The following is a 25,908-nucleotide window of genomic DNA, read 5'->3' on the forward strand; positions in this document are numbered from 1 at the left end:
CGAAGAACACAGTCGGAATACAGGTCGGGAACACCGCGACGGCACGGTCGGCAGATCGGGCAGGGCGGTCAGAGAGAGCGGAAAGGCCCCTCGTCGTGGCAGCACCGCAGAACTACCTCGCGGTCATCAAGGTCGTCGGCATCGGCGGCGGCGGCGTCAACGCCGTCAACCGGATGATCGAAGAGGGCCTCAAGGGCGTCGAGTTCATCGCGATCAACACGGACGCCCAGGCGCTGCTGATGAGTGACGCCGACGTGAAACTGGACGTGGGCCGCGAGCTCACCCGGGGCCTCGGCGCCGGGGCGAACCCCGACGTCGGCCGCAAGGCCGCCGAGGACCACCGGGAGGAGATCGAGGAGGTCCTCAAGGGCGCCGACATGGTGTTCGTCACCGCAGGCGAAGGCGGCGGCACCGGTACCGGCGGCGCGCCCGTGGTCGCCAACATCGCCCGCACGCTCGGCGCCCTGACGATCGGCGTGGTCACCCGCCCGTTCAGCTTCGAGGGCAAGCGCCGCGCGATGCAGGCCGAGGCCGGCATCGAGACCCTGCGCGACGAGGTCGACACCCTCATCGTCATCCCGAACGACCGGCTGCTGACGATCTCCGACCGGCAGGTCAGCGTCCTGGACGCCTTCAAGGCCGCCGACCAGGTGCTGCTGTCCGGTGTCCAGGGCATCACCGACCTGATCACCACCCCGGGCCTGATCAACCTGGACTTCGCCGACGTCAAGTCCGTGATGTCCGGCGCCGGCTCGGCGCTGATGGGCATCGGCTCGGCGCGCGGCGACGACCGCTCGGTCGCCGCCGCCGAGATGGCGATCTCCAGCCCGCTGCTGGAGGCCAGCATCGACGGCGCGCACGGCGTGCTGCTGTCCATCTCCGGCGGCTCCGACCTCGGGCTGTTCGAGATCAACGAGGCGGCGCAGCTGGTGTCCAACGCCGCCGCCCCCGACGCCAACATCATCTTCGGCGCGGTCATCGACGACGCGCTCGGCGACGAGGTGCGGGTCACGGTGATAGCGGCGGGTTTCGACGAGGGGCGTCCGGCCAAGCCCATCCCTGAACCGGAGAGCAAGCGGCTGCCCCCGCCTCCGCGTCCCGTCCCGCCGCCGGCGGCCCCGCCCGCGCCGGCCAACCCGATCCCCAGCCGGGTCGGGCGGTCCGAGCCCCCGGCGGCGCAGCCGACCGCGCAGCAGCAGTCGGTGGCGCAGGCCGCCGCCGCGCCGCCGCCCCCGGCCCCCGCGCAGCAGCGGCCTGAGGCCGACCGGGCGCCGGTGCCCGCGCGGGCCCAGGACGACCGGTCCGCCGGACGCGGCGAGCAGTCCCGGTCCGAGGGGGCGGCGTCCGGGCAGCCGGGCCCGCCGGCCGACCGGGACGCCGGCGCGTCCGGCGGCGAGTCCGGCGGTTCCCGCGCACCCGCGCCCCGCCCGCCCTCCGACCAGCCCTCCCCCCGCGTGCACGCGGGGGAGAACGACGGCGGCCCCTCCTCCGGGCAGCGCCGCCGTCCCGTGGTCTTCGACGAGGACGACGACCTCGACGTCCCCGACTTCCTGAAGTGATCACCGCCGTCGCCCTGGGCGACGGCGTCGGCGCCGGCTTCACCGGCCGCGCCGGCGGCGTGAGCGGGCCCCCCTTCGACTCCCTGAACCTCGGCGGCGCGGTCGGCGACGACCCGGCCGCCGTCCTTGACAACCGGCGGCGCGCCGCCGCCGAGCTCGGCGCCGACCCCGAGCGCACCGTCTTCATGCGGCAGGTGCACGGCGCCGACGTCGCGTTCGTCACCTCGACCGACCTGCCGGGACCGGTCGACGCCGTCGTCACGACCGTGCCCGGGCTCGCCCTCGCCGTCCTCGTCGCCGACTGCGCGCCCGTCCTGCTGGCCGACCCGGCCGCCGGGGTCGTCGGCGCCGCCCACTCCGGCCGTCCCGGAACGGCCGCCGGGGTGGTCCCGGCCCTGGTGAAGGCGATGTGCGAGCGGGGTGCCGACCCCGCCCGGATGGCCGCGGCCATCGGGCCCGCTGCGTGCGGCCGCTGCTACGAGGTCCCCGCGGAGATGCGGGACGAGGTCGCCGCCGTCGTCCCCGCCGCGCGCGCCACCACGTCCAAGGGCACCCCGGGCCTCGACATCCGCGCCGGCGTCGCCGAGCAGCTCGCGTCCGCGGGGGTGACCCGCGTGACCGTCGACGGCCGCTGCACGATCGAGGACCCGGACCTCTACTCCTACCGCCGCGAGGGGCGCACCGGCCGTTTCGCTGGGTATGTCTGGTTGAAGGAAGGCACGTGACCGACCGGGACCACACCGGCGCCGCCGGAGACGACACGGCAGGAGACCGCGCCGCGGCCGAGCGGTGCGCCGAGATCGCCGAGGGCCTGGCCGCCGTCCGGGCGCGCATCGCCGCCGCGTGCGCGGCCGCCGGCCGGGCCGAGGACGAGATCACGCTGATCGCGGTGACCAAGACGTTCCCCGCGTCCGACGTGCGGCTGCTGGCCGGGCTGGGCGTCGCCGAGGTCGGGGAGAACCGCGACCAGGAGGCCCGCCCGAAGGCCGCCGACTGCGCCGACCTCCCGCTCACCTGGCATTTCGTCGGGCGACTCCAGACCAACAAGGCGCGCGCCGTGGCCGGCTACGCCGACGTCGTGCACTCCGTGGACCGTCCGCGGCTGGTCACGGCCCTCGCGGAGGGCGCCGCCCGCACCGGACGCCCGCTCCGCTGCCTGGTGCAGGTCTCGCTGGACGAGGCGGGGAAGAAGGGCGAGGTGGGGGAGAGGGGCGGGGCCGTACCCGGCGACGTCCCCGGGCTGGCGGACGAGATCGCCGCCGCGCCCGGCCTGGAGCTCGGCGGCGTGATGGCCGTCGCGCCCCTCGGCGCGGACCCGCTGCCCGCCTTCGCCCGGCTCGCGGAGACGGCGGCGCAAATGAGGCGGAACCATCCGGACGCGCGGATCGTCAGTGCGGGTATGAGCGGCGATCTGGAGCAGGCGATCGCGTGCGGCGCGACACACCTGCGGATCGGTACGGCGTTGCTCGGCGGCCGACGGGCAATCGTCAGGTAATGTCCCCCCAGTGGTACCTGCCTGAACGCGGGACGCCACAACGGATCAGTCCAACGGCGGGGCCGGACGCGCCCGGCGCCGAGGCCACAGGACACGGAGGGACGTATGGCCAGCGCGATGCGCAAGATGGCGGTCTACCTCGGCCTTGTGGAGGACGACCGCTACGACGACAAGTACGGCGAATACGACGAGTACGAGGTCTACGACGAGGAGACCGACACCGGGCAGGGCCGCCGTCGCGATGACGAATCCGGCGGTCAGCTTACCCGAGCCGAAGAGGCGCCGGACCGCGATCGCGATCATCACTCCACGTCGACCATCGAGCGACGGTCCGTGGCGCTCTACGAGTCCGGTACCACCGACCTTGCGCGTATCACTACGCTGCATCCGAGGACCTACAACGAGGCGAGGACGATCGGGGAGCACTTCCGGGAGGGCACGCCGGTGATCATGAATCTGACCGAGATGGTCGACAGCGACGCCAAGCGGCTGGTCGACTTCGCGGCGGGTCTCGTGTTCGGGCTGCACGGCAGCATCGAGCGTGTTACCAACAAGGTGTTCCTGCTGTCGCCCGTCAACGTCGAGGTGACGGCGGAGGACAAGGCCCGGATGGCAGAACGTGGGTTCTTCAACCAGAGCTGAGAGTCGCATGCGAGAGTATCCGTGAACATCGTTGGATCCGTACTGCAGGGGGTTCTGTACCTCTTCCTGCTGTTCCTGATCGGCAGGCTGGTCCTGGAGGTCCTGCAGTCGTTCGCCCGGCAGTGGAAGCCGACCGGGGTGGTGCTGGTGATCGCCGAGGTGACCTACACGGTCACCGATCCGCCGCTGAAACTCCTCAGGCGTTTCATCCCGCCCATCCGGCTGGGTAACGTTGCCCTGGACCTCAGCTTCACGGTCCTCATCCTTGTGGTCTGGGTCTTGATCGTCTTCGTCGGTTCCATATTCGGCGGAGGTTAGGTCGATCGGATACCGTCCTTCGGGGACAGACTCCAAGCGCGCCAAGGAGACGAGAACATGCCGCTGACACCCGCCGATGTGCGGAACAAGCAGTTCAGTACCACCAGGCTGAGGCCGGGGTACGACGAGGAGGAGGTGGACGCCTTCCTCGACGAGGTCGAGGCCGAGCTCGACCGCCTCATCCAGGAGAACGAGGAACTGCGGGCCAAGCTGGCCGAGTGCCTGCGCGGCAAGGTTCCCGCCATGGCCGCTCCCATCGTGGAGCCCAAGCCGGACATCCAGAAGATCCCCGAGCCTCCCCGCCCCGAGCCGGTGCCGCAGCCCGAGCCGGAGCCCGTCCTCGGCGGCCTCGGCATGTCCCCGGCTCCCACCGGTGAGGACAACATGGACACCGCGGCCCGCGTGCTGGCGCTCGCGCAGCAGACCGCCGACCAGGCGATCGCCGACGCCCGGCGCGAGGCCGACGAGACGCTCGGCCGCGCCCGCCGCGAGGCCGAGGAGATCCTCGGCAAGGCCCGCCGGCAGGCCGACCAGATCGTCAGCGAGGCCCGCTCCCGCGCCGAGGCCCTCGACCGCGACGCCCAGGAGCGGCACCGCCAGGTCATGGGCTCGCTCGTGCAGCAGCGCGAGGAGCTCGAGCGCGAGGTCGACAACCTGCGCGCCTTCGAGCGCGAGTACCGCAGCCGCCTGAAGGTCTACCTGGAGGGCCAGCTGCGCGACCTGGAGGCGGGCAGCACCGAGACCGGCGCGTTCGCCGCCGTCCCGGGCGCGGCGCCCGTGCAGACGCAGCAGAACTCGCCCCAGGCAGGTCCGCAGACGGGCCCGCAGAACGCCCTGCCGCACGCCGAGAACCGCAACGGCGGTGGCGCGCCGGCGCCGGGCACCTTCCCCGCGCCCGAGCACGCCCAGCAGGTCCAGCACTCGGCGACGGGCGCTTTCCACTCCGGCGGCGACAACCCGCCGCACGACAGGCGCTGACACGGGCGCCTCAGGCGATAGTGTCGTTCCGATCGCCGCGCCGGGGATGGCGCGCAGCCATCCCCGCGGCGCCGGGTGGTCGTGCCCTGGGCCGGCCGCCGGCTTTTTCGCGCGGCCCGGAGCCTAGCGGTCTGAACGAGTGGGAGTGACCCTGTGATCATCCTGAGTGGCGTTCTCGTGGTGGTGGCGATCGCCCTGCTGGTAGCGGGAATCGTCGCGGGCAACGGAGACAGTGCCCAGGTCTTCGGCCTGGACGCCCTGGTGGTGATCTACATCTCGATCGCCGTCAGCATCGTCTCCGCGGTGTGCCTGGCCATCGGGGTGTTCCTGCGGCGCAAGGAGCTTTTCGGCCCAGGTGCGTCGCCGGGCCCGGCCCGCCCGAGCAAGAAGGCGCAGAAGGCCAAGAAGGACAAGCGGGCCAAGCGCAAGGACAGCGCCCCGGCCGCGTCCGTTCCGGCCAAGGACGCGCAGGGCGCCGTGGAGGCCAAGCCCCCGGCCGACCCGGCCGACGACGAGGTCGAGATCCCCGCGCCCGCCGTCGACGTCCCCGACGACACGCTGGTCTTCGTCGTCCGCGGCCGCAAGCGCTACCACCTCGACACCTGCCGGCAGCTCGCCGGCCGTGACACCGAGGAGCTCACCTACGCCGAGGCCAAGGAGGAGGGGTTCAGCCCCTGCACCGCCTGCCTGCCCGACACCGCACTGGCGGCGCGCGCCGCGGCGTCGGCACCCGCGTCCTCCGACGCGAGCAAGGCGGCGGGGACCGCGCCCGCGGCCCGCAAGCCCGGTGCCGAGCGATCCGAGAGCGGCCTCGCCGGCCTCGCCAAGCCAGCGCCCACCTCGTTCGACGAGCCCGGCGCTTTCGACAAGCCCACCTCGTTCGACGAGCCAGGCGCTTTCGACGAGCCCAGCTCCTTCGACAAGCCCAGCTCCTTCGACGAGCCCAGCTCCTTCGACAAGCCCAGTGCCTTCGACAAGCCCGGCGGGTTCGACAAGACGGCCGAGATTCCGCGGGCAGGCGAGCACGCCGCCGACGAGGCCGATGACCGGAGCGCCGAGGACGCGAGCGCCCCGAAGCGGACCAAGGCCGGGCCCACCCGCACCGACATGCCGGTCGCGGGCCTCTTCGCTTCCGGCGACACCGCCGAGGAGGCCTCCACGGCGCCGGAGAGGGCCGAATCCGCCGACGCCGAGGCCGAGGACCGGCGGAGTGCGGAACAGGGCGCTGCGACCGAATCCGCGCCGCCGGACGTCACCGCCGACCTCGGCACCGCACCGTTCGGCGACGCCGGCGGCGAGGACGTCCCCGCGCCGGGGCACGAGCCGTCCGGCGCCGAGCTCGCCGGGGAGCGCGAGCCCGAGCCGTCCGCCGGCGACGCGGCGGAGGAGTCCGGCGCCGACGGCCCGCTGGTCCGCATCCTGAGCGGCACCAAGCGCTACCACCGCGTCGACTGCGCCCTCATCGAGGACATCGGCGACGAGGCCGACGACCTGGAGTCGCTGTCACGCGCGGAGGCCAAGGCCCGGGGCTGCACGCCCTGCCTGGTCTGCCAGCCCGACCGCGAGCACGCCCGCGACTGACCCCGCCCCGGCTCGAACAGGCCCGGCTCGTGTCCGGCTGAGCCCCGGGCGGCCGCAGCCGTCCGGGGTCAGCGGCCTTGGTGCCGTTCGTCGCGCAGTTCGCGGAGGCGGTCCCGGCGCACGTCCCGCCGCTCCTCGCGCCGCTCTCGGTGCGCCCGCCGCCTCTCCTCGCGGTGCTCGCGATGCTCGCGGTGCAGTTCCTGGTGCTGAAGGTGCAGTTCCGAGTGGTGACGGTGAAGCTGGTGGCGCTCCCGGTGCCGGGCGCGGCCGCGCTTCTCGCCCACGGCCCTGCGCTCGACCGAGATGCCGCCGAACAGCAGCACCCCGGTCAGCCGGATGACGGGCGCGTCCGGATCCGTGGTGTCGTCCTCGGGCAGGTCCGTGCCGCCGAAGACCGCGAAGTTGGAGCCGACGACCCGCACACCCGGCGGCACCACGATGTTCACGCCGCCGAACAGGCAGGTGACCGAGAGGGTCACCTCGTTCCTGCTGAGGACCGCCTGCCGGAGGTCCAGCTCCGCGCCGCCGAACACGCAGGTGACGGTGGTGGTCGGCTCGACCAGCCAGCGCCCCTTGCGCTCCACCCCGCTGAAGATCGCCACGAGGTGGGGCGACTGCGGCGCGGGCGGGGCGGGCGCCTGCTCCTTGCGCAGGTCGACCCGCGGTCGCGGCATGTCCTGCGAGGGCAGGTCGCTGAGCACGGGCTCCAGCTCGGCGTAGGTCTTGGCGTTGTAGACGACGTCGATGCGCTCGGCGTGCTCCTCCGGCGTGATGCGTCCCTCGGCCAGGGCCTCGCGCAGGCGGTCGGCGACCTCGTCACGATCGGCGTCCGACGCGCGCATGCTCGCGGGGGAGGGGCGCGCGGGCGGCTCGGAACCGGACGGCTGCTCGGGAAGATTCACGGGTCCATCATCGCAAACGCGATGTGTCGCGAAGAACCCCATCCCGAAATTTCTCCGAAACCGCGAAAGCCTCCAATCGCGCCGAGCGCCCCGGCCGCAGAGTCCTTCCTCGCGGAGTCCCTGCTCGTGGCAGTCACCCCACCCCCGAGGGGGCTTCCAGCAAGAGGGGGCCTTGGTCGCGAGGGGTTCTCCATCACGAGGGGCCTCGGTCGCGTGGGGTTCTTGGTCGCGTTGGGGTCTCGGTTGTGGGCGGTTCTCGGTTGTGAAGGGTCTTCGGTTGTGCGGGGGCTCCGCCGCGGCCGGGCCCGGAGGGGGCGGGGCCGCGGCGGAGAGGGTCACGCCTTGCGGAGGTAGTACGTGAGGCCGAGGTCCTCGTCGCGGGTGGCGGTCAGGCCCTCGGGGCGGCCCTCGGCGACCGTGGCGGCGAGGACCTCGGCGGCGACCTCGTCGCCGTGGGCGCGCAGCGCCTCGGCGAGGTCGGTGCCGGTGGCCTCCCACCACAGGTCGATGCGGTCGGTCACCTCCAGCCCGGCGGCCTTGCGGCCCTCCTGGACGAGCCGGACGGCCTCCCGCACCAGTCCCGCGCGGCGCAGTTCGGGCGTGACGGTGAGGTCGAGCGCGACCGTCTCGCCGGCGGCGCTCTCGACCGCCCACCCGCTGCGCGGGCGCTCGGTGACGATCACATCGTCCGGGCCGAGCGGCACCGCGCCGACGCCGTCGGCCTCGACCTGCGCCGAGCCCGCCCGCAGCGCCTGGACGAGGGCGGCCGGATCCGCGGAGGTGATCGCCTTGGCGACCTTCGGGGTGTCCTTGGCGTACCGCTTGCCCAGCTCGCGGAAGTTGGGCTTGACCTCGTACTCGACCAGGTCGCCGCCGATCGAGGACAGCTCCTCGAAGCCGAGCACGTTCAGCTCCTCGGAGATCTGCGCGCGCAGCTGCTCGGGCAGCGCGGACCAGCCGGGCGCGCCGACCAGGGCGCGGCCGAGGGGCTGCCGGGTCCGCACGCCGCTGGCGGCCCGCGCGGACCGGCCGAGCTCGACCAGGCGGCGGACGAGCGCCATCCGCTCGGTCAGCTCCTCGTCGAGGAGGCTCTCGTCGACGGTGGGCCAGGCGGTGAGGTGCACCGACTCGGAGCCGTCCTCGGGGCGGATCACGTCCCAGACGTGGTCGGTGATGAACGGGACGATCGGCGCCATCAACCGGGTGAGAGTCTCCAGGCACTCGTAGAGCGTCGCGAACGCGGCCGAGCCCTCGGGTGTCTCCGGGCCCTCCCAGAAGCGCCGCCGGGAGCGCCGCACGTACCAGTTGGACAGGTCGTCCACGAACTGCGAGAGCCGGCGTCCCGCGCGGGCGGTGTCGAACTCCTCCAGCGCGGCGTCGACCTCGCGGACGGTGCGGTGCAGCTCGGCGAGCGCCCAGCGGTCCAGGAGCGGGCGGTCGGCGGGGGCGGGGGCCTCGGGAAGCCGGTCGGGCGTCCACGCACGCCCCTGCGCCTGCGCCGCGTTGGCGTACAGGACGAAGAAGGACGCGGTGTTCCAGTAGGTGAGGAGGACCTTGCGGACGATCTCCTCAAGGGCGCCGTGCCCGACACGGCGGGACGCCCACGGCAGCCCGCTCGCGGCCATGAACCAGCGCACCGCGTCGGCGCCGTGCTGGTCCATCAGCGGGATGGGGCGCAGCACGTTGCCGAGGTGCTTGCTCATCTTGCGGCCGTCCTCGGCGAGGATCAGGCCGAGGCACACGACGTTCTCGTAGGACGACTGGTCGAACACCAGCGTCCCGACGGCCATGAGCGAGTAGAACCATCCGCGGGTCTGGTCCTGGGCCTCGCAGATGTACTGGGCCGGGTAGGCGTCCTCGAAGACCTCGTTGTTGCGGTGGGGGGCGCCCCACTGCGCGAACGGCATGGACCCGGAGTCGTACCAGGCGTCGATGACGTCCGGGACGCGGCGCGCCTCCGTCCCGCACTTCGGGCAGGGGAACGTGACGTCGTCCACGTACGGGCGGTGCGGGTCGAGCGCGGACAGGTCGCTTCCCGCCAGCTCGCCCAGTTCCTTCAGCGACCCGACGCAGGTGACGTGCTCCTCGTCCTCGCCGCAGACCCACAGGGGGAGCGGCGTGCCCCAGTAGCGGCTGCGGGACAGCGACCAGTCGACGTTGTTGCGCAGCCACTCCCCGTACCGGCCGTGCTTGACGGTCTCGGGGTACCAGTTGGTCTTCTCGTTCTCCTCCAGCAGCCGGTCCTTGATCTGCGTGGTGCGGATGTACCAGGCCGGGAGCGCGTAGTAGAGCAGCGGCGTGTGGCAGCGCCAGCAGTGGGGGTAGCTGTGGTCGAAGTGCCCGCCGCGGAACAGTAGCCCGCGCGCGCGCAGGTCCTCGGTGAGCGGCTCGTCGGCGTCCTTGAAGAACTTGTTGCCGACCAGGGGCACCTCACGCAGGAACCGCCCGTCCGGCCCGATCGGGTTGACGATCGGCATGCCGTAGTTCTTGCAGACGGTCATGTCGTCGCCGCCGAACGCGGGGGCCTGGTGGACGAGCCCGGTGCCGTCCTCCACGGTGACGTAGTCGCCCAGGACGACGTAGTGCGCGTCGGGGATGTCGACGAGGTCGAACGGCCGCCGGTAGGGGGTCCGCTCGAGCTCGGTGCCCTGGAACGTGGCGAGCCGCTCGGCGCCCTCGCCGAGGACCTGGTCGACCAGGGGTTCGGCCACCACGAGCACCTCGTCGGACCCCTGCGGCCGGGCGGCCACGTACGTGACGTCCGGGTGGACGGCCACGGCGGTGTTCGACACCAGCGTCCAGGGGGTCGTCGTCCAGATCAGCAGCGCGGCGTCCATCTCGGCCAGCGGGCCGGACGTGACGGGCATCCGCACGAACACCGACGGGCTGGACACGGTCTCGTACCCGCCCGGCTGGCCCAGCTCGTGGTCCGACAGGCCCGTCCCGCAGCGCGGGCAGTACGGCGTGATGCGGAAGTCGCGGAACAGCAGGCCCTTGTCGAACACCTGCTTCAGGGACCACCAGACGGCCTCGACGTACTCGGGGTCCATCGTGCGGTAGGCCTGGTCGGTGTTGACCCAGTAGCCCATCCGCTCGGTCATCTCCTCGAAGGCGTCCACGTGGCGCAGGACCGATTCGCGGCAGCGGGCGTTGAACTCCGCGACGCCGTACTCCTCGATGTCCTTCTTGCCGGTGAGGCCGAGCTCCTTCTCGACGGCGACCTCGACGGGCAGGCCGTGGCAGTCCCAGCCGGCCTTGCGCGGGACGTGGTGGCCCTTCATGGTCTTGAAGCGCGGGAAGACGTCCTTGAAGACGCGGGCCTCGACGTGGTGGACGCCGGGCATCCCGTTGGCGGTCGGAGGCCCCTCGTAGAACACCCACGGGGTCCCGGACGCGGTGCGCTCGAGCGACCGCTCGAAGACCTTGTTCTCCTGCCAGCGGCGCAGCATGTCCCGCTCCAGGGCGGGCAGATCGACCTGCGCGGGCAGCGGCCGAAAACCTCGGCTCACGATGGCGGACCTCCGGATCGACGCGAACACGTTGACCGGAGGGACGAGGCGGCTGCCCCGCGGTACCACCCTCCTTGACCGTGCCCGTACGGCGCGGTCCGCTTCGTTCCAGTCTGGGCGGCCGGATCTACTGGGCCCCTCGGCGGGGCGGTTCTTCCGGCGGCTCCGGGGTGATCAGACCGCCGGGCTCGCCCCCGGGCTCGCACCGTCCCCGGGTCGCTCATGGCTGCGTGCGGCGGCAGGTGTCCCCATCAGTGCCTGCCATGCGACTGCTGGTCCCGACCTTAACGCACGCCGGACCCCGGCTCTTCCCCTTTTCCCGTCCGGGGGACACGGTTCCTTTGCGATCTCGTACGCCGTGCTGGAGTTTCCATGCGTTCGGCGACCGGGCATAAGCGGTCGGTAACGCGGCCCAGGTTGTTTACCGTGTCCGAGAGAGGGGACCAATGCTGCCCGCACTGCCCGTCGAGGCGACCAGCGCGAGGGAGGCCGACATGGCCGGCGCGATGAGGGGCGCGACGCCCGCCGCAAGCAAGAGCCGGGGCGCGGCGCGGCCGTCCCAGACCAGGACGCCCGGCGCGAGAACGGGTTCGGCTGGGAAAGGCGCGGCAGAAAAAGGGACGGCTGAGAAAGACGCTCCTGGAAAGGGCGCCGCCGGAAAGGGGAGAGCCGCAAAGGGCCCGGCCAAGCCGGGCGCCGCCAAGAACCCCGCGAAGGGCCCTGCCGTGAAGCCGGGCAGGCCGGGGGCCGGGCGCGGACCCGCGAAGCGCGGCAAGGGCGGGACGGCCGCGAAGACCGGCGAGGCGGCGGCGCCGGACGCGCGGGAACCGGCGAGGACGGCGGCCGCGGAGCTGCCGGTCCGCGAGGGGGAGCACCAGTGGACGCCGGGTGAGCTGGCCGAGGTGCGGGCTGGATTGGAGGAGCAGGTCCAGGGGCTGCGCAGCGAGATCGCCGCCTCCGCCAGCCAGATCGCCGAGGGCGACGCCAGCGACGGGGCGGGCGACGACCAGGCCGACGCGGGCGCCAAGACCTACGAGCGCGAGCACGAGCTCGCTCTGGCCTACAATTCACAGGACCTGCTCGCCCAGATCGAGCGGGCCGTCCAGCGGATGGACGCCGGCACGTACGGGATCTGCGAGTCCTGCGCCAGGCCGATCGGCAAGGCGCGCCTCCAGGCCTTTCCGCGTGCGACCCTGTGTGTGACATGCAAACAACGCGAGGAACGTCGCTGAGCGACTCAACGAACCCAGAGCGGCAGGCCGGGGAGACCGCGGGATCTCCCCGGCCGCGCCGCGTCGGCGTGCTGGTCGCCGTGGCCCTGGCCGCGCTCGCCGCCGACATCGTGTCCAAGATCATCGTGGTGTCGACGCTGCAGGACCGCGCGCCGGTCCGGCTGCTCGGCGGGCTGCTGACGCTGCGCGAGACCCGCAACAGCGGCGCCGCGTTCTCGATCGGCACCGGCTACACCATCGTGTTCACGCTGATCGCCTGCGGGGTGGTCGTGGCGATCCTGCGGACCGCCCGGAACCTGCGCAGCGCGCCGTGGGCGGTCTGCCTCGGGCTGCTGCTCGGCGGCGCGGTCGGCAACCTCATCGACCGGCTGCTGCGGGCCCCGGCCCCGCTGAAGGGCCACGTCGTCGACTGGATCCAGCTGCCGCACTGGCCGGTGTTCAACCTGGCCGACTCCGCGATCGTCTGCGGCGGCGTGCTGGCCGTCCTGCTGGCGGCGCGCGGCCTCCAGGTGGACGGGACGCGCCTCAAGGACGATGCCCCCGGCACGGACGGTGCTCCGAACGCGGGCGAGAGTCCGGAAGCGGGGACCTCCCCCGGCAAGGGCGGCGCCGCCGAGGGCGAGGCCCCCAAGGACCCCCCGAAAGACGCCCCCGAGGACGCACCCGCCCGTGAGCCCGAGGACGGGGCCGAGGTCCCGGCCCCGGAGGAGAAGTCATGATGGGCGACGTGCGGAGCCTCCCCGTCCCGGATGGACTGGAGGGCGAGCGGATCGACGCCGCGCTGGCGCGGCTGTTCGGGCTGTCGCGCGGCAGCGCCGCCGACATCATCGCCGCGGGCGACGTCGTGCTGGACGGCGCGCCCGTGGCCACCAAGTCCGAGCGGCTGCACGCCGGCGCCTGGCTGGAGGTCACGCTCCCGCCGCCGCCCGCGCCGCCCGCCCCGGTCGCCGAGCCCGTCCCCGGGATGGGCGTGCTTTTCGAGGACGACGACATCGTCGTGGTGAACAAGCCGGTCGGCGTCGCCGCCCACCCGACCACCGGCTGGACGGGCCCCACCGTCCTCGGCGGGCTGCTCGGGGCCGGGCACACGATCGCCACCAGCGGCGCGTCCGAGCGGCAGGGGATCGTGCACCGGCTGGACGCCAACACCACCGGCGCCATGGTCGTGGCGAAGAGCGAGGTCGCCTACTCGCGGCTCAAGCGCGCGTTCAAGGAGCGCCGCATCGACAAGCGCTACCAGGCGCTCGTGCAGGGCCATCCCGACCCGTTCCGCGGGACGGTCGACGCCCCCATCGACCGGCACCCCTCCGGGGACGGCCGGTTCGCGGTCGTCGCGGGCGGAAAGCCGTCCGTCACCCACTACGACACCGTCGAGGCGTTCCGGGCCGCCTCGCTGCTCGACATCGACCTGGAGACGGGCCGCACGCACCAGATCCGCGTCCACATGTCCGCGATCCGGCACCCGTGCGTGGGCGACATGGCCTACGGCGCCGACCCGACCCTGGCGGAGCGCCTCGGCCTCAGGCGGCAGTGGCTGCACGCCGTCCGGCTCGGGTTCGAGCACCCCACCAGGGGCGAGTGGGTGGAGTTCGAGAGCCCCTACCCGGACGACCTGGCCCGCGCCCTGGAGATCGTCGCGGCGGAGTCCTGAGCTCAGAGGCCGAGCAGGCGCAGCCCAGCAGCGACACCGGCCGCGGCGACCAGCACCACCAGGAACGGCGCGCGCAGCAGGAGCGCGGCGACGGCGGCGCCCAGGCCCGCCAGCCGCGCGGCGTCCAACTCCAGGGTCCGGCCGTCGGCGAGCGCCTGGACGGCGATCAGCGCTGTGAGCAGCGCCACCGGGACCAGTTCGGTGAACCGGCGCACCCGCGGGTCGTCCAGCATCCGGCGCGGGGTGACGAGCCCGCCGAGCTTCAGCGCGTAGCAGCCGAGCCCGGTGGCGATCACCGCGATCCAGACGCTCACGGCGCCGCCCTCCGGCCGAGCAGCGCGGGCAGCGCGGCGACGGCGGCCAGCATGACCGGCACGCCCGGCGGCAGGACCGGCGTCGCCGCCACCGCGATCACCGCCGCGGCGACGGCGACGCGGACCGCCGCCCGCCCGCCGGTGAGCCGCGGCCAGAGCAGGGCGAGGAACGCCGCCGGGCCGAGGACGTCCAGGCCCACGGCCTCGGGGTCGCCCAGCCGCGCCGCGCCCACCCCGCCCAGCAGCGTGGTGAGGTTCCACACCAGGTAGAGGGTGATCGCCGTCGTGTAGAACCCGGCGCGGGCGGCGTCCCGGCCGCGCTGCGCGGTCGCCACGGCGGCCGTCTCGTCGATGACGACGTGCGCGGTGACCAGCCTGCGCCGGCCGCGCACGCCGAGCGTCGCCGCGAGCCGCATCCCGTACAGGGCGTTGCGCCCGCCGAGCAGGACCGCGCCGAGCGTCCCGGCGACCAGCCCGCCGCCCCCGCCGATCACCCCGGCCAGCGCGAACTGGGACGCGCCCGTGAACGCCAGCAGGCTCAGGGCGCACGCCTGCGCGACGGTCAGCCCCGCCGTCACCGCCGCCGCGCCGAACGCCAGGCCGGACACCCCGACGGCGACGCCCACGCTGAGCCCGTCGCGGACCGCCGCGGCCCGCGCGGCCTCGTCCGGAGCGCCCTCCTCCAGGGCGTTCTCGTCCGGAGCGCTCTGGTCCGGTGCGGCGTCGTCACGAGCGGGCTCGTCGGGGACGCCCTCACCGGCCGCCCGCGCGGACCCGTGCGCGCTCATCGGCCGGACTCGGCCGCGTCCAGCCCCGCCTCGATGATCGCGTTCACGATGGGAGCGAGCCGGTCCGGGCCGAGGGACGGGGCGTGCGCCGCCATGGCCTCGACGATCCGCCGCTCGCGCTCGGGGTCGCGGCCGGCGAAGCCGCCGACCGGCTTGAGCCGCTGGACGACGGCGGCGACCGCGGTGCGGTGCTCCAGCAGCGTCGCGAGGGCGGCGTCGAGGCCGTCGATCGCCTCGCGGGCCTCGGCGAGCGTGGTGATGGCGGCGGCCGACGGCAGCGCGACCCGCACCTCGCCGGACGGCCCGCAGGCCGGGCAGCCCGCGTCCGCGGCGGCGGGATCGATCACCTGGTCGTTCATCTCGGGTCCCCTCTCGTGCGGCCCGTCCGGGCGAGGGGAGCAGGTGCCCCGGGCCGCGCCTGATCAGCAGAAAAGGCAGCTCCAGCAGAAAGGCAGAGTCCCCTTGGACTCTGCCTCGGCCGGCTCCGGGGTCGTCGCTAGGTCGCGGGGGCGACCGGCTCACCCGGAGCCGGCTGCGTAAACCTGAAATGGCGACGTTCCACGGGGACGATCGTATTCCGTGCCGCCCCGGCGGCCAAACTCCGGACCTCCCGTCCCGGGCTTCGAGACGACCGGAAGGGGTCTCCCGGGATTGGGCGCGTCGGGGCGCGAGTGACCAGGGATGCGGGTTAGGCTCTCAGAGCCGCGTCGTTCCGGCGCCCGCCGGCCCGACGACCTTCCCCCGGTACCGATGCCGCGACCACGTGCCGATCCTGCACGTGGGCGGTCGCATGCGACGAGCAGGAGGCGCAGCACGCATGGCCGACTCTTTCGTTCACCTGCACGTTCACACCGAGTACTCCATGCTCGACGGAGCCGCCCGGTTGAAGCAGATGTTCGAGGAGGTCGGCCGGCAGAAGATGCCGGCGATCGCGATGACCGACCACGGCAACATGCACGGCGCCTACGACTTCCACAGGCAGGCGACCGCGGCCGGCGTCACCCCGATCATCGGCATCGAGGCCTACATGGCGCCGGAGTCCCGGTTCCACAAGAAGAAGATCCAGTGGGGCGAGCCGAGCCAGAAGCGCGACGACGTCTCCGGCGGCGGCCTGATCAACCACATGACGCTGTGGGCGCGCAACAGGGCCGGCCTGCACAACCTCTTCAAGCTCTCCAGCCGCGCCTACACCGAGGGCTTCGTCTTCAAGTACGCGCGCATGGACGAGGAGCTGCTCGCCGAGCACTCCGAGGGCCTGATGGCCACCACCGGCTGCCCGTCCGGCAAGGTCCAGACCCGGCTGCGGCTCGGCCAGTTCGACGAGGCGCTGAAGGCCGCCGCGAACTTCCAGGACATCCTCGGCAAGGAGAACTACTTCCTGGAGCTGATGGACCACGGCCTCGACATCGAGCGCCGCGTCCGCGACGGCCTCATCGAGATCAGCAAGCGGCTGAACATCCCGCCGGTCGTCACCAACGACTCCCACTACACGCACGAGTCCGAGGCCACCGCCCACGACGCGCTGCTGTGCGTGCAGGTGGGCAAGCAGCTCGCCGACCCCGACCGGTTCCGGTTCGACGGCAGCGGCTACTACCTGAAGACCGCCGACGAGATGCGCGCCATCGACTCCTCCGACATCTGGGCCGAGGGCTGCAGGAACACCCTGCTGATCGCCGAGCGCGTCGACCCCGCCGGGATGTTCGAGTACCGCGACCTCAGCCCCCGGTTCCCCGTCCCGGAGGGCGAGACCGAGGAGAGCTGGTTCCGCAAGGAGGTCTGGAAGGGCCTGGAGCGCCGCTTCCCGGACGGCCTCCCGGACGGCTACAAGGAGCAGGCCGAGTACGAGATGGGCGTCATCCTCGGCAAGGGGTACCCGTCCTACTTCCTCGTCGTCGCCGACTTCATCATGTGGGCCAAGGAGAACGGCATCCTGGTCGGCCCCGGCCGCGGCAGCGCCGCGGGCTCGCTGATCGCCTACGCGATGGGCATCACCGACCTCGACCCCATCCCGCACGGGCTGATCTTCGAGCGGTTCCTGAACCCCGAGCGCGCGTCCATGCCCGACATCGACATCGACTTCCCTGAAGACCGGCGGGCCGAGGTCATCAGGTACACGACCGAGAAGTGGGGGGCCGACAAGGTCTCCTTCATCGCCACGTTCGGCACCATCAAGGCGAAGGCCGCCATCAAGGACGCGGGCCGCGTCCTCGGCTTCCCGTACGCGCTCGGCGACCGCATCTCCAAGGCGTTCCCGCCCGCCGTCATGGGCAAGGACATCCCGCTGTCGGGCATCTTCGACGACAAGCACCCGCGCTACGGCGAGGCGGGCGAGCTGCGCAAGCTGTACGAGGAAGAGACCGACGTCAAGCAGATCATGGACCTGGCGCAGGGCCTGGAGGGGCTGATCCGCCAGACCGGCGTGCACGCCGCCGGGGTCATCATGTCCGGTGAGACGATCACCGACCACATCCCGATCATGCGCCGGGACGCCGACGGGGCGATCATCACGCAGTTCGACTACCCGACCTGCGAGTCGCTCGGCCTGCTGAAGATGGACTTCCTCGGCCTGCGCAACCTGACGATCATCGACGACGCGCTCAAGGGCATCCGGAAGAACAAGGGCGTCGAGGTCGACCTGCTCGCCCTCTCGCTGGACGACCAGAAGACCTACGACCTGCTCGCCCGCGGCGACACCCTCGGCGTCTTCCAGTTCGACGGCGGCCCCATGCGCTCCCTGCTCCGGCTGATGAAGCCGGACAACTTCGAGGACATCTCCGCCGTGGGCGCCCTGTACCGGCCGGGCCCGATGGGCGCGAACTCCCACACCAACTACGCGCTGCGCAAGAACGGCGCGCAGGAGATCACCCCGATCCACCCGGAGCTGGAGGAGCCGCTCAGGGAGATCCTCGACACCACCTACGGCCTGATCGTCTACCAGGAGCAGGTCATGGCGATCGCGCAGAAGGTTGCGGGCTACACGCTCGGCAAGGCGGACCTGCTGCGCCGCGTCATGGGCAAGAAGAAGAAGGCCGAGCTGGACGCCCAGTTCGTCGGGTTCGAGCAGGGCATGATCGACAACGGTTTCTCCAAGGAGGCCGTGAAGACGCTGTGGGACATCCTCGTCCCCTTCTCCGACTACGCCTTCAACAAGGCGCACTCCGCCGCGTACGGCCTCGTCTCCTACTGGACGGCCTACCTCAAGGCGAACTACCCGGCCGAGTACATGGCGGGCGTGCTCACCTCCGTCGGCGACGACAAGGACAAGAGCGCCCTGTACCTGTCGGAGTGCCGCCGGATGGGCCTGAAGGTGCTGCCGCCCGACGTCAACACCTCCGAGGCCGACTTCACCCCGCTCGGCGACACCGAGATCCGGTTCGGTCTGTCGGCCGTCCGCAACGTCGGCACCAACGTCGTGGACGGGATCGTCGCGGCCCGCCGCGAGAAGGGCGCCTACACCGACTTCAACGACTTCCTCAACAAGGTCCCGCCGCCGGTGTGCAACAAGCGGGTGGTGGAGTCGCTGATCAAGGCGGGCGCGTTCGACGAGCTCGGCCACCAGCGCAAGGCGCTGCTGATGGTGCACGAGCAGGCCATCGACTCGGTCATCGACATCAAGCGCAAGGAGGCCGTCGGCCAGGACTCCCTGTTCGGCGCCCTGGAGGACGACGGCGGCGAGGACGCCTTCGCCGTCGCGATCCCCGAGGCCGAGGAGTGGGACAAGACCACCCTTCTCGCCTTCGAGCGGGAGATGCTCGGCCTGTACGTGTCGGACCACCCGCTCCTCGGCGTCGAGCACATCCTCGAACGGGAGGCCGACTGCACGATCGCCGTCCTCAACGGCGGCGAGCGTCCCGACGGCCAGGTGGTCATCGTGGCCGGGCTGCTCTCCGGCCTCCAGCGCAAGGTCACCAAGCAGGGCAACTCCTGGGCCATGTTCCAGCTGGAGGACCTCGGCGGCTCCATCGAGGTGATGTGCTTCCCGTCGTCCTACCAGCTGTGCTCGACCCTCCTCGCCGAGGATGCCATCCTCGTCGTCAAGGGCCGCCTGGACCGCCGCGAGGACGTCGCGAAGATCATCGCGATGGAGGTCGTCCAGCCCGACCTCAGCGTCACCGACGCGACCGGCCCGCTCTCGGTCACGATGCCGCTCGGCCGCTGCACGCCCCCCACGGTCTCCCGCCTCAAGGAGGTGCTGATCACCCACCCCGGCACCGCCGAGGTGCACCTCCACCTCCAGAACGGCCCGCGCACGACCGTCGTCCGCCTGGACGACAGGCTCCGCGTGGCACCGTCCCCAGCCCTGATGGGCGACCTGAAACAACTCCTGGGCCCCTCCTGCCTGGGCTGAGGAGGCGTTCGACGTCCGGCGCAGTGAGCACCACACGCGGTTTCTCGGGTTCGGGCCCCAGGCCCGAACCTAGGAAACCGCAATGAGCTCGGCTCTCCAGTCGACGAAGCGGCCGATTCCGTCGAAGTGGGCGCGGGCGGTGCCGCCGCCGGGGAGGGACACTTCGGTGAGGACGTCGCTCTGCCGGTAGGGGACGCGGTGGTGCGACAGGAGCCCGGCGAGGGTGAGGCGCGGCTCGTGGGGGAAGAGGCTGGCGGCGTTGGCCACCAGGCGGGGGAGGGGGACGGGGTCCCACTGGGCGGGCGGCGCCTGGGGGTCGTCGACGTGCAGGTAGGCGGAGCCGCCGTCGTAGCCCGCGCCGATGTATCCGGCGCCGCCGAGGACGCCGCCGGCGGCCATCGCGATCAGTTCGCCGCCGTGCCCGGCGGGGCCCTCGTACCAGGACAGGTCGATCTCGGGGGTGGTGAACTCGGTGATCCCGAGCCGTTCGCCGATGGCCCGGATGACCAGGGTCGGGGCGACGGCGGGGTGCGCGTCGCCGAACTGGGGGTTGGCCCAGCCCCACAGCCAGGTGCGCTCGCGGGCGGCGTAGCTGCCGAGCAGCGAGACGCGGACCGTGACGCCGCCGCTGGTGTAGCTGCGGGCGGTCAGGTCGGCGCTCCAGTCCTCGCGCGGCAGGAACTCGGCGAGCGTCTCCTGCTGCTGCAGGACGACGGCCGCCAGTGCGGCGCCGAGGCGTTCGAACGCAGGGCTGAATCCGGACATGTCGGGCACATTATCCCAGTAATCGGGGCTGCCGTGGGCGGGAATCGGACACCCTTCGAGAGTCGATCGGCTGACCGGGGCAGGCTAGGCTTTCGCTGTCGGACGACTTGCAACTAGGAGCGTACGAGGTGCGGCGACCCACCGGGAGGCTCTTGGCGATCTGGGCGGTCACCAGCGCCGTCGTCACGTTGCTGGGGCCGCTCGCCGGCCTGCTGTGGGCGGCGGTCGTCCCCGAGGTGACGTACGTGGTCGTGCAGGGTGAGGCCCTTCTGGCCGACCCGGAAGGCCAGGGCCCGATCGGAATCGACGCCCGCTTCGCCCTGATCGCGCTCGTCGCCGGGATCGCGTGCGGCGTCGGCGCCTACCTGGCGGGCGGGCGCGGCAACGACTCCGCGCTGCTGCTCGGGCTGGCCGTGGGCGGCGCCGCCGCGGCCGTCCTCGCCTGGCAGACCGGCCACCTGATCGGCCTCGGGCACTTCGAGGACGCGGTCCGGCACGGGCGCGACGGCACCACCGTCACCGGCGTCGCCGACCTGCGCGCCAAGGGCGTGCTGGTGTTCTGGGCGCTGCCGGCGGTCGCCGCCTACGGGCTGCTGGAACTGGTCGTGCGGCGGCTACCCGCGGGCGATGGCGGCGACGCGGGCGCCGGTGAGGCGGACGAGGTCGGCGGGGACGAGTTCGATCTGGAGTCCGCGCCGGCCGGCCGAGACGTAGACGGTCGCGAGTCCTGACGCCGACGCGTCGACCACGGTCGGCAGCCGCCTGCGCTGCCCGAGCGGGCTGATCCCGCCGACGACGTACCCGGTGGCGCGCTCGGCGTCGCGGGGGTCGGCCATCCGGGCCTTCTTGCCGCCGGCCGCCGCCGCGAGCGCCTTCAGGTCGAGGGTGGACGACACCGGGACGACACCGACCGCGAGGTTCCCGTCGATCTCGGCCAGCAGCGTCTTGAAGAGCCGGTCGTGCGGGACGCCGAGGGCGTCGGCGGCGGCCTCCCCGTAGGACTCGGCGTTCGGGTCCACCTCGTAGGCGTGCAGCGTGAACTCGACGCCGGCCTTCGCCGCGGCGATCGTCGCGGGGGTGCCCTTGCCGCCCTTGGCCTTGGCAGTGCTCATGGGGGCAGTCTGCCGTGATCGCTCAGTTCGGCGTGAACGACCCGTCCAGGAACTGCCCGGCGGGGATCATCGGGAGCACGTCCAGGATGCGGTTCTCCCTGGCCAGCAGCTCGCCCTCCGCCGCCAGCCGCAGCGCCGCGTCCTCGTGCTCCAGCAGGCGCTGCTTCTCGTGCCCGTCCAGCACGAGCGACGCCGCGATCGCATACGACAGCGCGACCGGGTCGCCCGGGTCGATCTCCTCCAGCGGGCCCGCGCCGGCCGCGCCGAGGCGCCGCCGGTAGCTCCGGAACAGCCGCCGGACCCGAGCCGCGGCGGGCTCAGGGTCGGCGCCGGGCTCCTCGGGCAGGAACTCGACCTCGCCCTGCAGGTAGGGCCGGGACCGGTCCAGCTCCTTCAGCCGGAACCGCCGTGCGCCGACGGCGACGATGTCGTACCGCCCGTCCGGGTGGGGCGTCACCTCGCGCAGCTCGGCGACGCAGCCGACCTCGGCGAGGCGGTGCGCCGCGCCCTCGCCGACCTCGTGGCCGAGTTCGATGCCGACGACGCCGAAACCGCGGGGCTCGGGCAGTTCGAGGAGGTCGGCGACCAGCCGGCGGTAGCGGTCCTCGAACAGGTGCAGGGGGAGCACCAGGCCGGGGAACAGCACGGTGCCGAGGGGGAACAGGGCGAGCCGCTCGGTCACATCTTCTCTCCCGCGCTCCTGGGCGCAACCGGAAACGCCCGTGCCGCCAGGGTACGTCGCAAATGATGATCTTGGTAAGGGGTGATTTTTCACAGGGTGAAGCAGGTGTAACGTCGGCGCCATGAGGATGCTCGTCGTCGACGCCTTCGCCGGCCGCGCGTTCGCCGGCAACCCCGCCGGGGTGTGCCTGCTCACCGGTGCCGCCGACGCCGCATGGATGCAGCGCGTCGCCGCGGAGATGCGGCATTCCGAGACAGCGTTCGTCCGTCCGCTCCAGGACGGGGGCGCCGACTTCGAGGTGCGGTGGTTCACCCCGAAGACGGAGGTCGCCCTCTGCGGGCACGCCACCCTCGGTTCCGCCCACGCCCTCTACGAGACGGGGACGGCCGAGGCGGGGCGCCCGATCAGGTTCCGCACGCTCAGAAGCGGCGTCCTCACCGTCACCCCGGAGGAGGACGGCGCGCTGGCGATGGACTTCCCGGTGATGCGCGCCGACCCCGTCGAGGTGCCCGGGGGGCTCGCGGAGGCACTCGGCGCCAAGGTGCTGCACACCGGGCGCAACGCCCAGAACGACCTGCTGGCCGAGGTCCCGGACGAGACCTCCGTGCGGGACCTCGCCCCGGACGTCCGGGCGCTCGCCGGGATCGACGCCCGCGGCGTGATCGTCACGGCGGCCGCCGCCCCCGGCCGGGACCACGACTTCGTGTCCCGGTTCTTCGCGCCGCGCGTCCTGCCCGGCGACGCCGAGGACCCGGTGACCGGCTCCGCCCACTGCGCCCTCGCTCCCTACTGGGCCGAGCGCCTCGGCCGCGACGCCCTGACCGGCTACCAGGCGTCGCCGCGCGGCGGGTACGTCCGCGTGGCCCTGCACGGCGACCGGGTGACCCTCGCCGGCCGGGCCGTCACCGTCCTGGACGGCGCCCTGCGGGTCTGACTCCCCGCACCGGGCCGACACGGGCGTCTCGGGACGTGAGACGGTGCGCGAGGGACGGAGGGCACTCCGTAGACTGGACGGGTGATTTCCCGTATCGACCTGCGCGGCTCGCTTCCCGGCGATCTGCGCTCCGTGCTGCCCCGCGCCGAACTCGACGTCGAGGCCGCCCTGGACAAGGTGCGGCCCATCTGCGAGGACGTGCGCCATCGCGGCTCGGCGGCGGTACGGGAGCACACCGGCCGGCTCGACGGGGTCGAGCTGGAGCGCGTCCGGGTCCCGGTCGAGGTCGTGCACCGGGCGCTCGCCGACCTCGATCCGGCCGTCCGGGACGCGCTGGAGGAGAGCATCCGCCGGGCTCGCGCCGTGCACCGCGCCCAGCGCCGCACGGACGTCACCACGCAGGTCGTGCCCGGCGGCACCGTCACCGAGCGGTGGATCCCGGTCGGGCGCGTCGGCCTGTACGTGCCGGGCGGCCGCGCCGTCTACCCGTCCAGCGTGGTCATGAACGTCGTCCCCGCGCAGGAGGCGGGCGTCGGCTCCCTCGCCGTCACCTCGCCCGCGCAGAAGGACTTCGGCGGGCTGCCGCACCCCTCGATCCTCGCCGCGTGCGCGCTGCTCGGCGTCGACGAGGTGTACGCCGCGGGCGGCGCGCAGGCGATCGCGATGTTCGCCTACGGCACCGACGAGTGCCCGCGCGCCGATCTGGTCACCGGGCCCGGCAACGTCTACGTCGCCGCCGCCAAGCGGCTGCTCAAGGGCGTGATCGGCATCGACGCCGAGGCCGGCCCGACGGAGATCGCGATCCTCGCCGACGGCACCGCCGACCCGGTGGAGGTCGCCGCCGACCTGATCAGCCAGGCCGAGCACGACACGCTCGCGGCCGCCGTCCTGGTGACCGACTCGGTGCGGCTCGCCGACGAGGTCGAGGCCGAGGTGAAGGCGCAGGTGGCCCGCGCCCGGCACAACGAGCGGATCACCGAGGCGCTGGCCGGGCGGCAGTCCGGCATCGTCCTGGTCGACGACGTCGACGACGGACTGAAGGTCGTGGACGCCTACGCCGCCGAGCACCTGGAGATCCAGACCGCCGACGCCGCCGCGGTCGCCGCGCGCGTCCGCAACGCCGGGGCGGTCTTCGTGGGCCGGTACGCGCCGGTGTCGCTCGGCGACTACCTGGCCGGGTCCAACCACGTCCTGCCGACCGGCGGGTGCGCCTGCCACTCCTCCGGGCTGTCGGTCCAGTCGTTCCTGCGCGGAGTGCACGTCGTCGAGTACGACCGCGACGCCCTCGCCGAGGCCACCGCGCGCGTCGTCGCGCTCGCCGAGGCCGAGGACCTGCCCGCCCACGGCGCCGCCCTCAAGGCCCGCTTCGACTGGGAGATCCCTTCGTGACCTCGCTCAACGACCTGCCGCTGCGGGACGACCTGCGCGGCCGGGAGCCCTACGGCGCGCCCCAGCTGGACGTCCCGTACGCGCTGAACACCAACGAGAACCCCTACCCGCCGTCCGAGCGGCTCGTGAAGGCCCTCGGCGAGGCCGTCATGGACGTCGCCGGGTCGCTGAACCGCTACCCCGACCGGGACGCGGTCGCGCTCCGCGAGGACCTCGCCGCCTTCCTGAACGCCGACACGCCCGGCGCGGGCCTCACCGCGGCCCGGGTGTGGGCCGCGAACGGCTCCAACGAGATCATCCAGCAGATCCTGCAGGCGTTCGGCGGGGCCGGCCGCACCGCGCTCGGCTTCGAGCCGTCCTACTCGATGCACCCGATCATCACCGGGGTGTCCGGGACCCGCTGGGTGAACGCCTTCCGCGACGAGGACTTCGGCCTCGAACCCGAGCGCGCGGTCGCGGCCGTCGAGGAGCACCGCCCCGACGTCGTGTTCCTGACCTCGCCCAACAACCCGACCGGCACCGCGCTGCCCCTCGACGCGATCGAGGCCGTCCTCGCGGCCGCGCCCGGCATGGTCGTCGTCGACGAGGCCTACGCCGAGTTCCGCCGCGCGGGCACCCCCTCCGCGCTGACGCTGCTGGACGGCCACCCGCGGCTGATCGTCACCCGGACGATGTCCAAGGCGTTCGCGATGGCCGGGGCCCGGCTCGGCTACCTGGCCGCCGCCCCCGCCGTGATCGAGGCGCTGCTGCTCGTCCGGCTGCCCTACCACCTGTCGGCCGTCACCCAGGCCGTCGCGCGCACCGCCCTCGCCCACGGCGAGGAGCTGCTCGGCGGCGTCGACGCGCTGCGCCGCGAGCGCGACGACCTCGTCGCGTGGCTGCGCGCCGAGGGGCTCCGGGTCGCCGACTCCGACGCCAACTTCGTCCTGTTCGGGACGTTCCCCGACCGCCGCCGCGTCTGGGAGGACCTGCTGGAACGCGGCGTGCTGATCCGGGAGGTGGGCCCGCCCGAGTGGCTGCGGGTCAGCGTCGGCACCCCGGCGGAGATGGCCGCCTTCCGCACCGCGCTCCGGCAGGCGCGCGGAGCCGGCACCGAGAACAGCGAGGAGAGTCTGTGACGCGCAAGGGACGAGTCGAGCGCGGGACCGGGGAGACCCAGGTCCTCGTGGAGATCGACCTCGACGGCACCGGGCAGGTCGACGTCGCGACCGGCGTGGGGTTCTTCGACCACATGCTGGCGCAGCTCGGCAAGCACGGGTCGTTCGACCTGACCGTCAAGACCACCGGCGACCTGCACATCGACAGCCACCACACCATCGAGGACACCGCGATCGCGCTCGGCGCGGCGTTCCGCGAGGCGCTGGGCGACAAGTCCGGCATTCGCCGCTTCGCCGACGCCTCCATTCCGCTCGACGAGGCGCTCGCCCAGGTCACCGTGGACGTCTCCGGGCGCCCCTACCTGGTGCACGTGGAGCCGGACGGCATGGCGCCGATGATCGGCCCCGAGTACGACACCACGATGACCCGGCACATCCTCGAGTCGTTCGTGTCGAACGCGCGGGTCGCGCTGCACGTCCACGTCCCCTACGGCCGCAACGCCCACCACATCGTCGAGGCGCAGTTCAAGGCCCTCGCCCGCGCGCTGCGCGACGCCGTGGCGTTCGACCCGAAGGTGCACGGCATCCCCTCCACCAAGGGGGCCCTGTAGC

Annotated in this window: 24 protein-coding genes; 16 read left to right on the forward strand and 8 right to left on the reverse strand. The window is 72.8% G+C overall.

The features are described 5' to 3' along the window. Positions 1-95: 95 nt before the first annotated feature. From ftsZ to BJ999_RS15085, 7 genes are all read left to right on the forward strand, one after another. Positions 96-1,559, forward strand: coding sequence for a cell division protein FtsZ (gene ftsZ / locus BJ999_RS15055; RefSeq protein ID WP_179833888.1), 1,464 nt, complete (start codon positions 96-98; stop codon positions 1,557-1,559). Then, the gene (gene pgeF / locus BJ999_RS15060) at positions 1,556-2,284 is read left to right on the forward strand and encodes a peptidoglycan editing factor PgeF (protein WP_179833889.1); all 729 of its coding nucleotides are present in this window, start codon (positions 1,556-1,558) and stop codon (positions 2,282-2,284) included. Before ftsZ ends, pgeF begins: the two co-directional genes overlap by 4 nt. A 74-nt stretch (positions 2,285-2,358) precedes the next feature. Then, entirely contained in the window at positions 2,359-3,054 is a 696-nt protein-coding gene (locus BJ999_RS15065; RefSeq protein WP_179838552.1) for a YggS family pyridoxal phosphate-dependent enzyme, read from the forward strand. A 105-nt stretch (positions 3,055-3,159) separates the two neighbouring features. Further along, a complete protein-coding gene (locus tag BJ999_RS15070) occupies positions 3,160-3,696 on the forward strand; it encodes a cell division protein SepF (RefSeq protein ID WP_179833890.1) in 537 nt (178 codons plus the stop codon). Positions 3,697-3,717: 21 nt separating this feature from the next. Next, positions 3,718-4,014: a YggT family protein gene (locus BJ999_RS15075; protein ID WP_173397743.1), complete on the forward strand. Its 297-nt coding sequence runs from the start codon at positions 3,718-3,720 to the stop codon at positions 4,012-4,014. A 57-nt stretch (positions 4,015-4,071) separates the two neighbouring features. Then, positions 4,072-4,992: a DivIVA domain-containing protein gene (locus BJ999_RS15080; protein WP_179833891.1), complete on the forward strand. Its 921-nt coding sequence runs from the start codon at positions 4,072-4,074 to the stop codon at positions 4,990-4,992. Positions 4,993-5,145: 153 nt separating this feature from the next. Further along, positions 5,146-6,573 (forward strand): hypothetical protein, encoded by a 1,428-nt coding sequence (locus BJ999_RS15085; protein WP_179833892.1) that lies wholly within the window; start codon positions 5,146-5,148, stop codon positions 6,571-6,573. A 68-nt stretch (positions 6,574-6,641) separates the two neighbouring features. Here BJ999_RS15085 and BJ999_RS15090 read toward each other — a convergent pair whose 3' ends face one another. Beyond that, positions 6,642-7,475, reverse strand: coding sequence for a DUF1707 SHOCT-like domain-containing protein (locus BJ999_RS15090; protein WP_308427161.1), 834 nt, complete (start codon positions 7,473-7,475; stop codon positions 6,642-6,644). Between the two features lie 335 nt (positions 7,476-7,810). Further along, positions 7,811-10,984: an isoleucine--tRNA ligase gene (gene ileS, locus BJ999_RS15095; protein ID WP_179833893.1), complete on the reverse strand. Its 3,174-nt coding sequence runs from the start codon at positions 10,982-10,984 to the stop codon at positions 7,811-7,813. An 851-nt stretch (positions 10,985-11,835) separates the two neighbouring features. Here ileS and BJ999_RS42035 point away from each other — a divergent pair. The 3 genes from BJ999_RS42035 to BJ999_RS15110 are packed head-to-tail and all read left to right on the forward strand — an operon-like array spanning position 11,836 to position 13,867. Further along, entirely contained in the window at positions 11,836-12,216 is a 381-nt protein-coding gene (locus BJ999_RS42035) for a TraR/DksA family transcriptional regulator (protein ID WP_229809944.1), read from the forward strand. Further along, positions 12,189-12,935, forward strand: coding sequence for a signal peptidase II (gene lspA, locus BJ999_RS15105; protein WP_179833895.1), 747 nt, complete (start codon positions 12,189-12,191; stop codon positions 12,933-12,935). The genes BJ999_RS42035 and lspA overlap by 28 nt, the downstream gene beginning before the upstream one ends. Next, positions 12,935-13,867 carry an RluA family pseudouridine synthase gene (locus BJ999_RS15110; protein ID WP_179838554.1) on the forward strand — a complete coding sequence of 311 codons (933 nt, stop codon included), beginning with the start codon at positions 12,935-12,937 and terminating at the stop codon, positions 13,865-13,867. The genes lspA and BJ999_RS15110 overlap by 1 nt, the downstream gene beginning before the upstream one ends. A gap of 2 nt (positions 13,868-13,869) precedes the next feature. Here the strand turns inward: BJ999_RS15110 and BJ999_RS15115 are convergent, their stop codons facing one another. The 3 genes from BJ999_RS15115 to BJ999_RS15125 are packed head-to-tail and all read right to left on the reverse strand — an operon-like array spanning position 13,870 to position 15,328. Next, positions 13,870-14,181 carry an AzlD domain-containing protein gene (locus BJ999_RS15115; RefSeq protein WP_179833896.1) on the reverse strand — a complete coding sequence of 104 codons (312 nt, stop codon included), beginning with the start codon at positions 14,179-14,181 and terminating at the stop codon, positions 13,870-13,872. Further along, positions 14,178-14,969, reverse strand: a complete 792-nt coding sequence (locus tag BJ999_RS15120; protein ID WP_179833897.1) for an AzlC family ABC transporter permease — start codon at positions 14,967-14,969, stop codon at positions 14,178-14,180. The genes BJ999_RS15115 and BJ999_RS15120 overlap by 4 nt, the downstream gene beginning before the upstream one ends. Next, positions 14,966-15,328 (reverse strand): chorismate mutase, encoded by a 363-nt coding sequence (locus BJ999_RS15125; protein ID WP_179833898.1) that lies wholly within the window; start codon positions 15,326-15,328, stop codon positions 14,966-14,968. The genes BJ999_RS15120 and BJ999_RS15125 overlap by 4 nt, the downstream gene beginning before the upstream one ends. A gap of 458 nt (positions 15,329-15,786) precedes the next feature. Here BJ999_RS15125 and dnaE point away from each other — a divergent pair, with 458 nt between their 5' ends. Beyond that, positions 15,787-19,317, forward strand: a complete 3,531-nt coding sequence (gene dnaE / locus BJ999_RS15130; protein WP_179833899.1) for a DNA polymerase III subunit alpha — start codon at positions 15,787-15,789, stop codon at positions 19,315-19,317. A 69-nt stretch (positions 19,318-19,386) separates the two neighbouring features. Here the strand turns inward: dnaE and BJ999_RS15135 are convergent, their stop codons facing one another. Further along, positions 19,387-20,082 (reverse strand): DUF6882 domain-containing protein, encoded by a 696-nt coding sequence (locus tag BJ999_RS15135; RefSeq protein WP_179833900.1) that lies wholly within the window; start codon positions 20,080-20,082, stop codon positions 19,387-19,389. Between the two features lie 128 nt (positions 20,083-20,210). On the opposite strand from BJ999_RS15135, the gene BJ999_RS15140 reads away from it, so the two are divergent. Then, positions 20,211-20,813 (forward strand): hypothetical protein, encoded by a 603-nt coding sequence (locus BJ999_RS15140; protein ID WP_229809911.1) that lies wholly within the window; start codon positions 20,211-20,213, stop codon positions 20,811-20,813. Here the strand turns inward: BJ999_RS15140 and ybaK are convergent. After that, positions 20,697-21,194 carry a Cys-tRNA(Pro) deacylase gene (ybaK, locus tag BJ999_RS15145; RefSeq protein ID WP_179833901.1) on the reverse strand — a complete coding sequence of 166 codons (498 nt, stop codon included), beginning with the start codon at positions 21,192-21,194 and terminating at the stop codon, positions 20,697-20,699. The two genes, BJ999_RS15140 and ybaK, sit on opposite strands and share 117 nt — an antisense overlap. Before the next feature lie 22 nt (positions 21,195-21,216). Then, on the reverse strand, positions 21,217-21,876 hold the full coding sequence (locus tag BJ999_RS15150) for an LON peptidase substrate-binding domain-containing protein (RefSeq protein ID WP_179833902.1): 660 nt from the start codon (positions 21,874-21,876) through the stop codon (positions 21,217-21,219). 121 nt (positions 21,877-21,997) lie between these two features. Between BJ999_RS15150 and BJ999_RS15155 the strand changes: the two genes are divergently transcribed. From BJ999_RS15155 to hisB, 4 genes are all read left to right on the forward strand, one after another. Further along, entirely contained in the window at positions 21,998-22,810 is an 813-nt protein-coding gene (locus tag BJ999_RS15155) for a PhzF family phenazine biosynthesis protein (protein WP_179833903.1), read from the forward strand. Between the two features lie 81 nt (positions 22,811-22,891). After that, a complete protein-coding gene (gene hisD / locus BJ999_RS15160; RefSeq protein ID WP_179833904.1) occupies positions 22,892-24,199 on the forward strand; it encodes a histidinol dehydrogenase in 1,308 nt (435 codons plus the stop codon). Continuing rightward, positions 24,196-25,317, forward strand: a complete 1,122-nt coding sequence (locus BJ999_RS15165; RefSeq protein ID WP_179833905.1) for a histidinol-phosphate transaminase — start codon at positions 24,196-24,198, stop codon at positions 25,315-25,317. Before hisD ends, BJ999_RS15165 begins: the two co-directional genes overlap by 4 nt. After that, the gene (gene hisB / locus BJ999_RS15170; RefSeq protein WP_179833906.1) at positions 25,314-25,907 is read left to right on the forward strand and encodes an imidazoleglycerol-phosphate dehydratase HisB; all 594 of its coding nucleotides are present in this window, start codon (positions 25,314-25,316) and stop codon (positions 25,905-25,907) included. Before BJ999_RS15165 ends, hisB begins: the two co-directional genes overlap by 4 nt. Position 25,908: the final 1 nt, after the last annotated feature.

The organism is Actinomadura citrea (assembly GCF_013409045.1).
Classification (GTDB): domain Bacteria; phylum Actinomycetota; class Actinomycetes; order Streptosporangiales; family Streptosporangiaceae; genus Spirillospora; species Spirillospora citrea.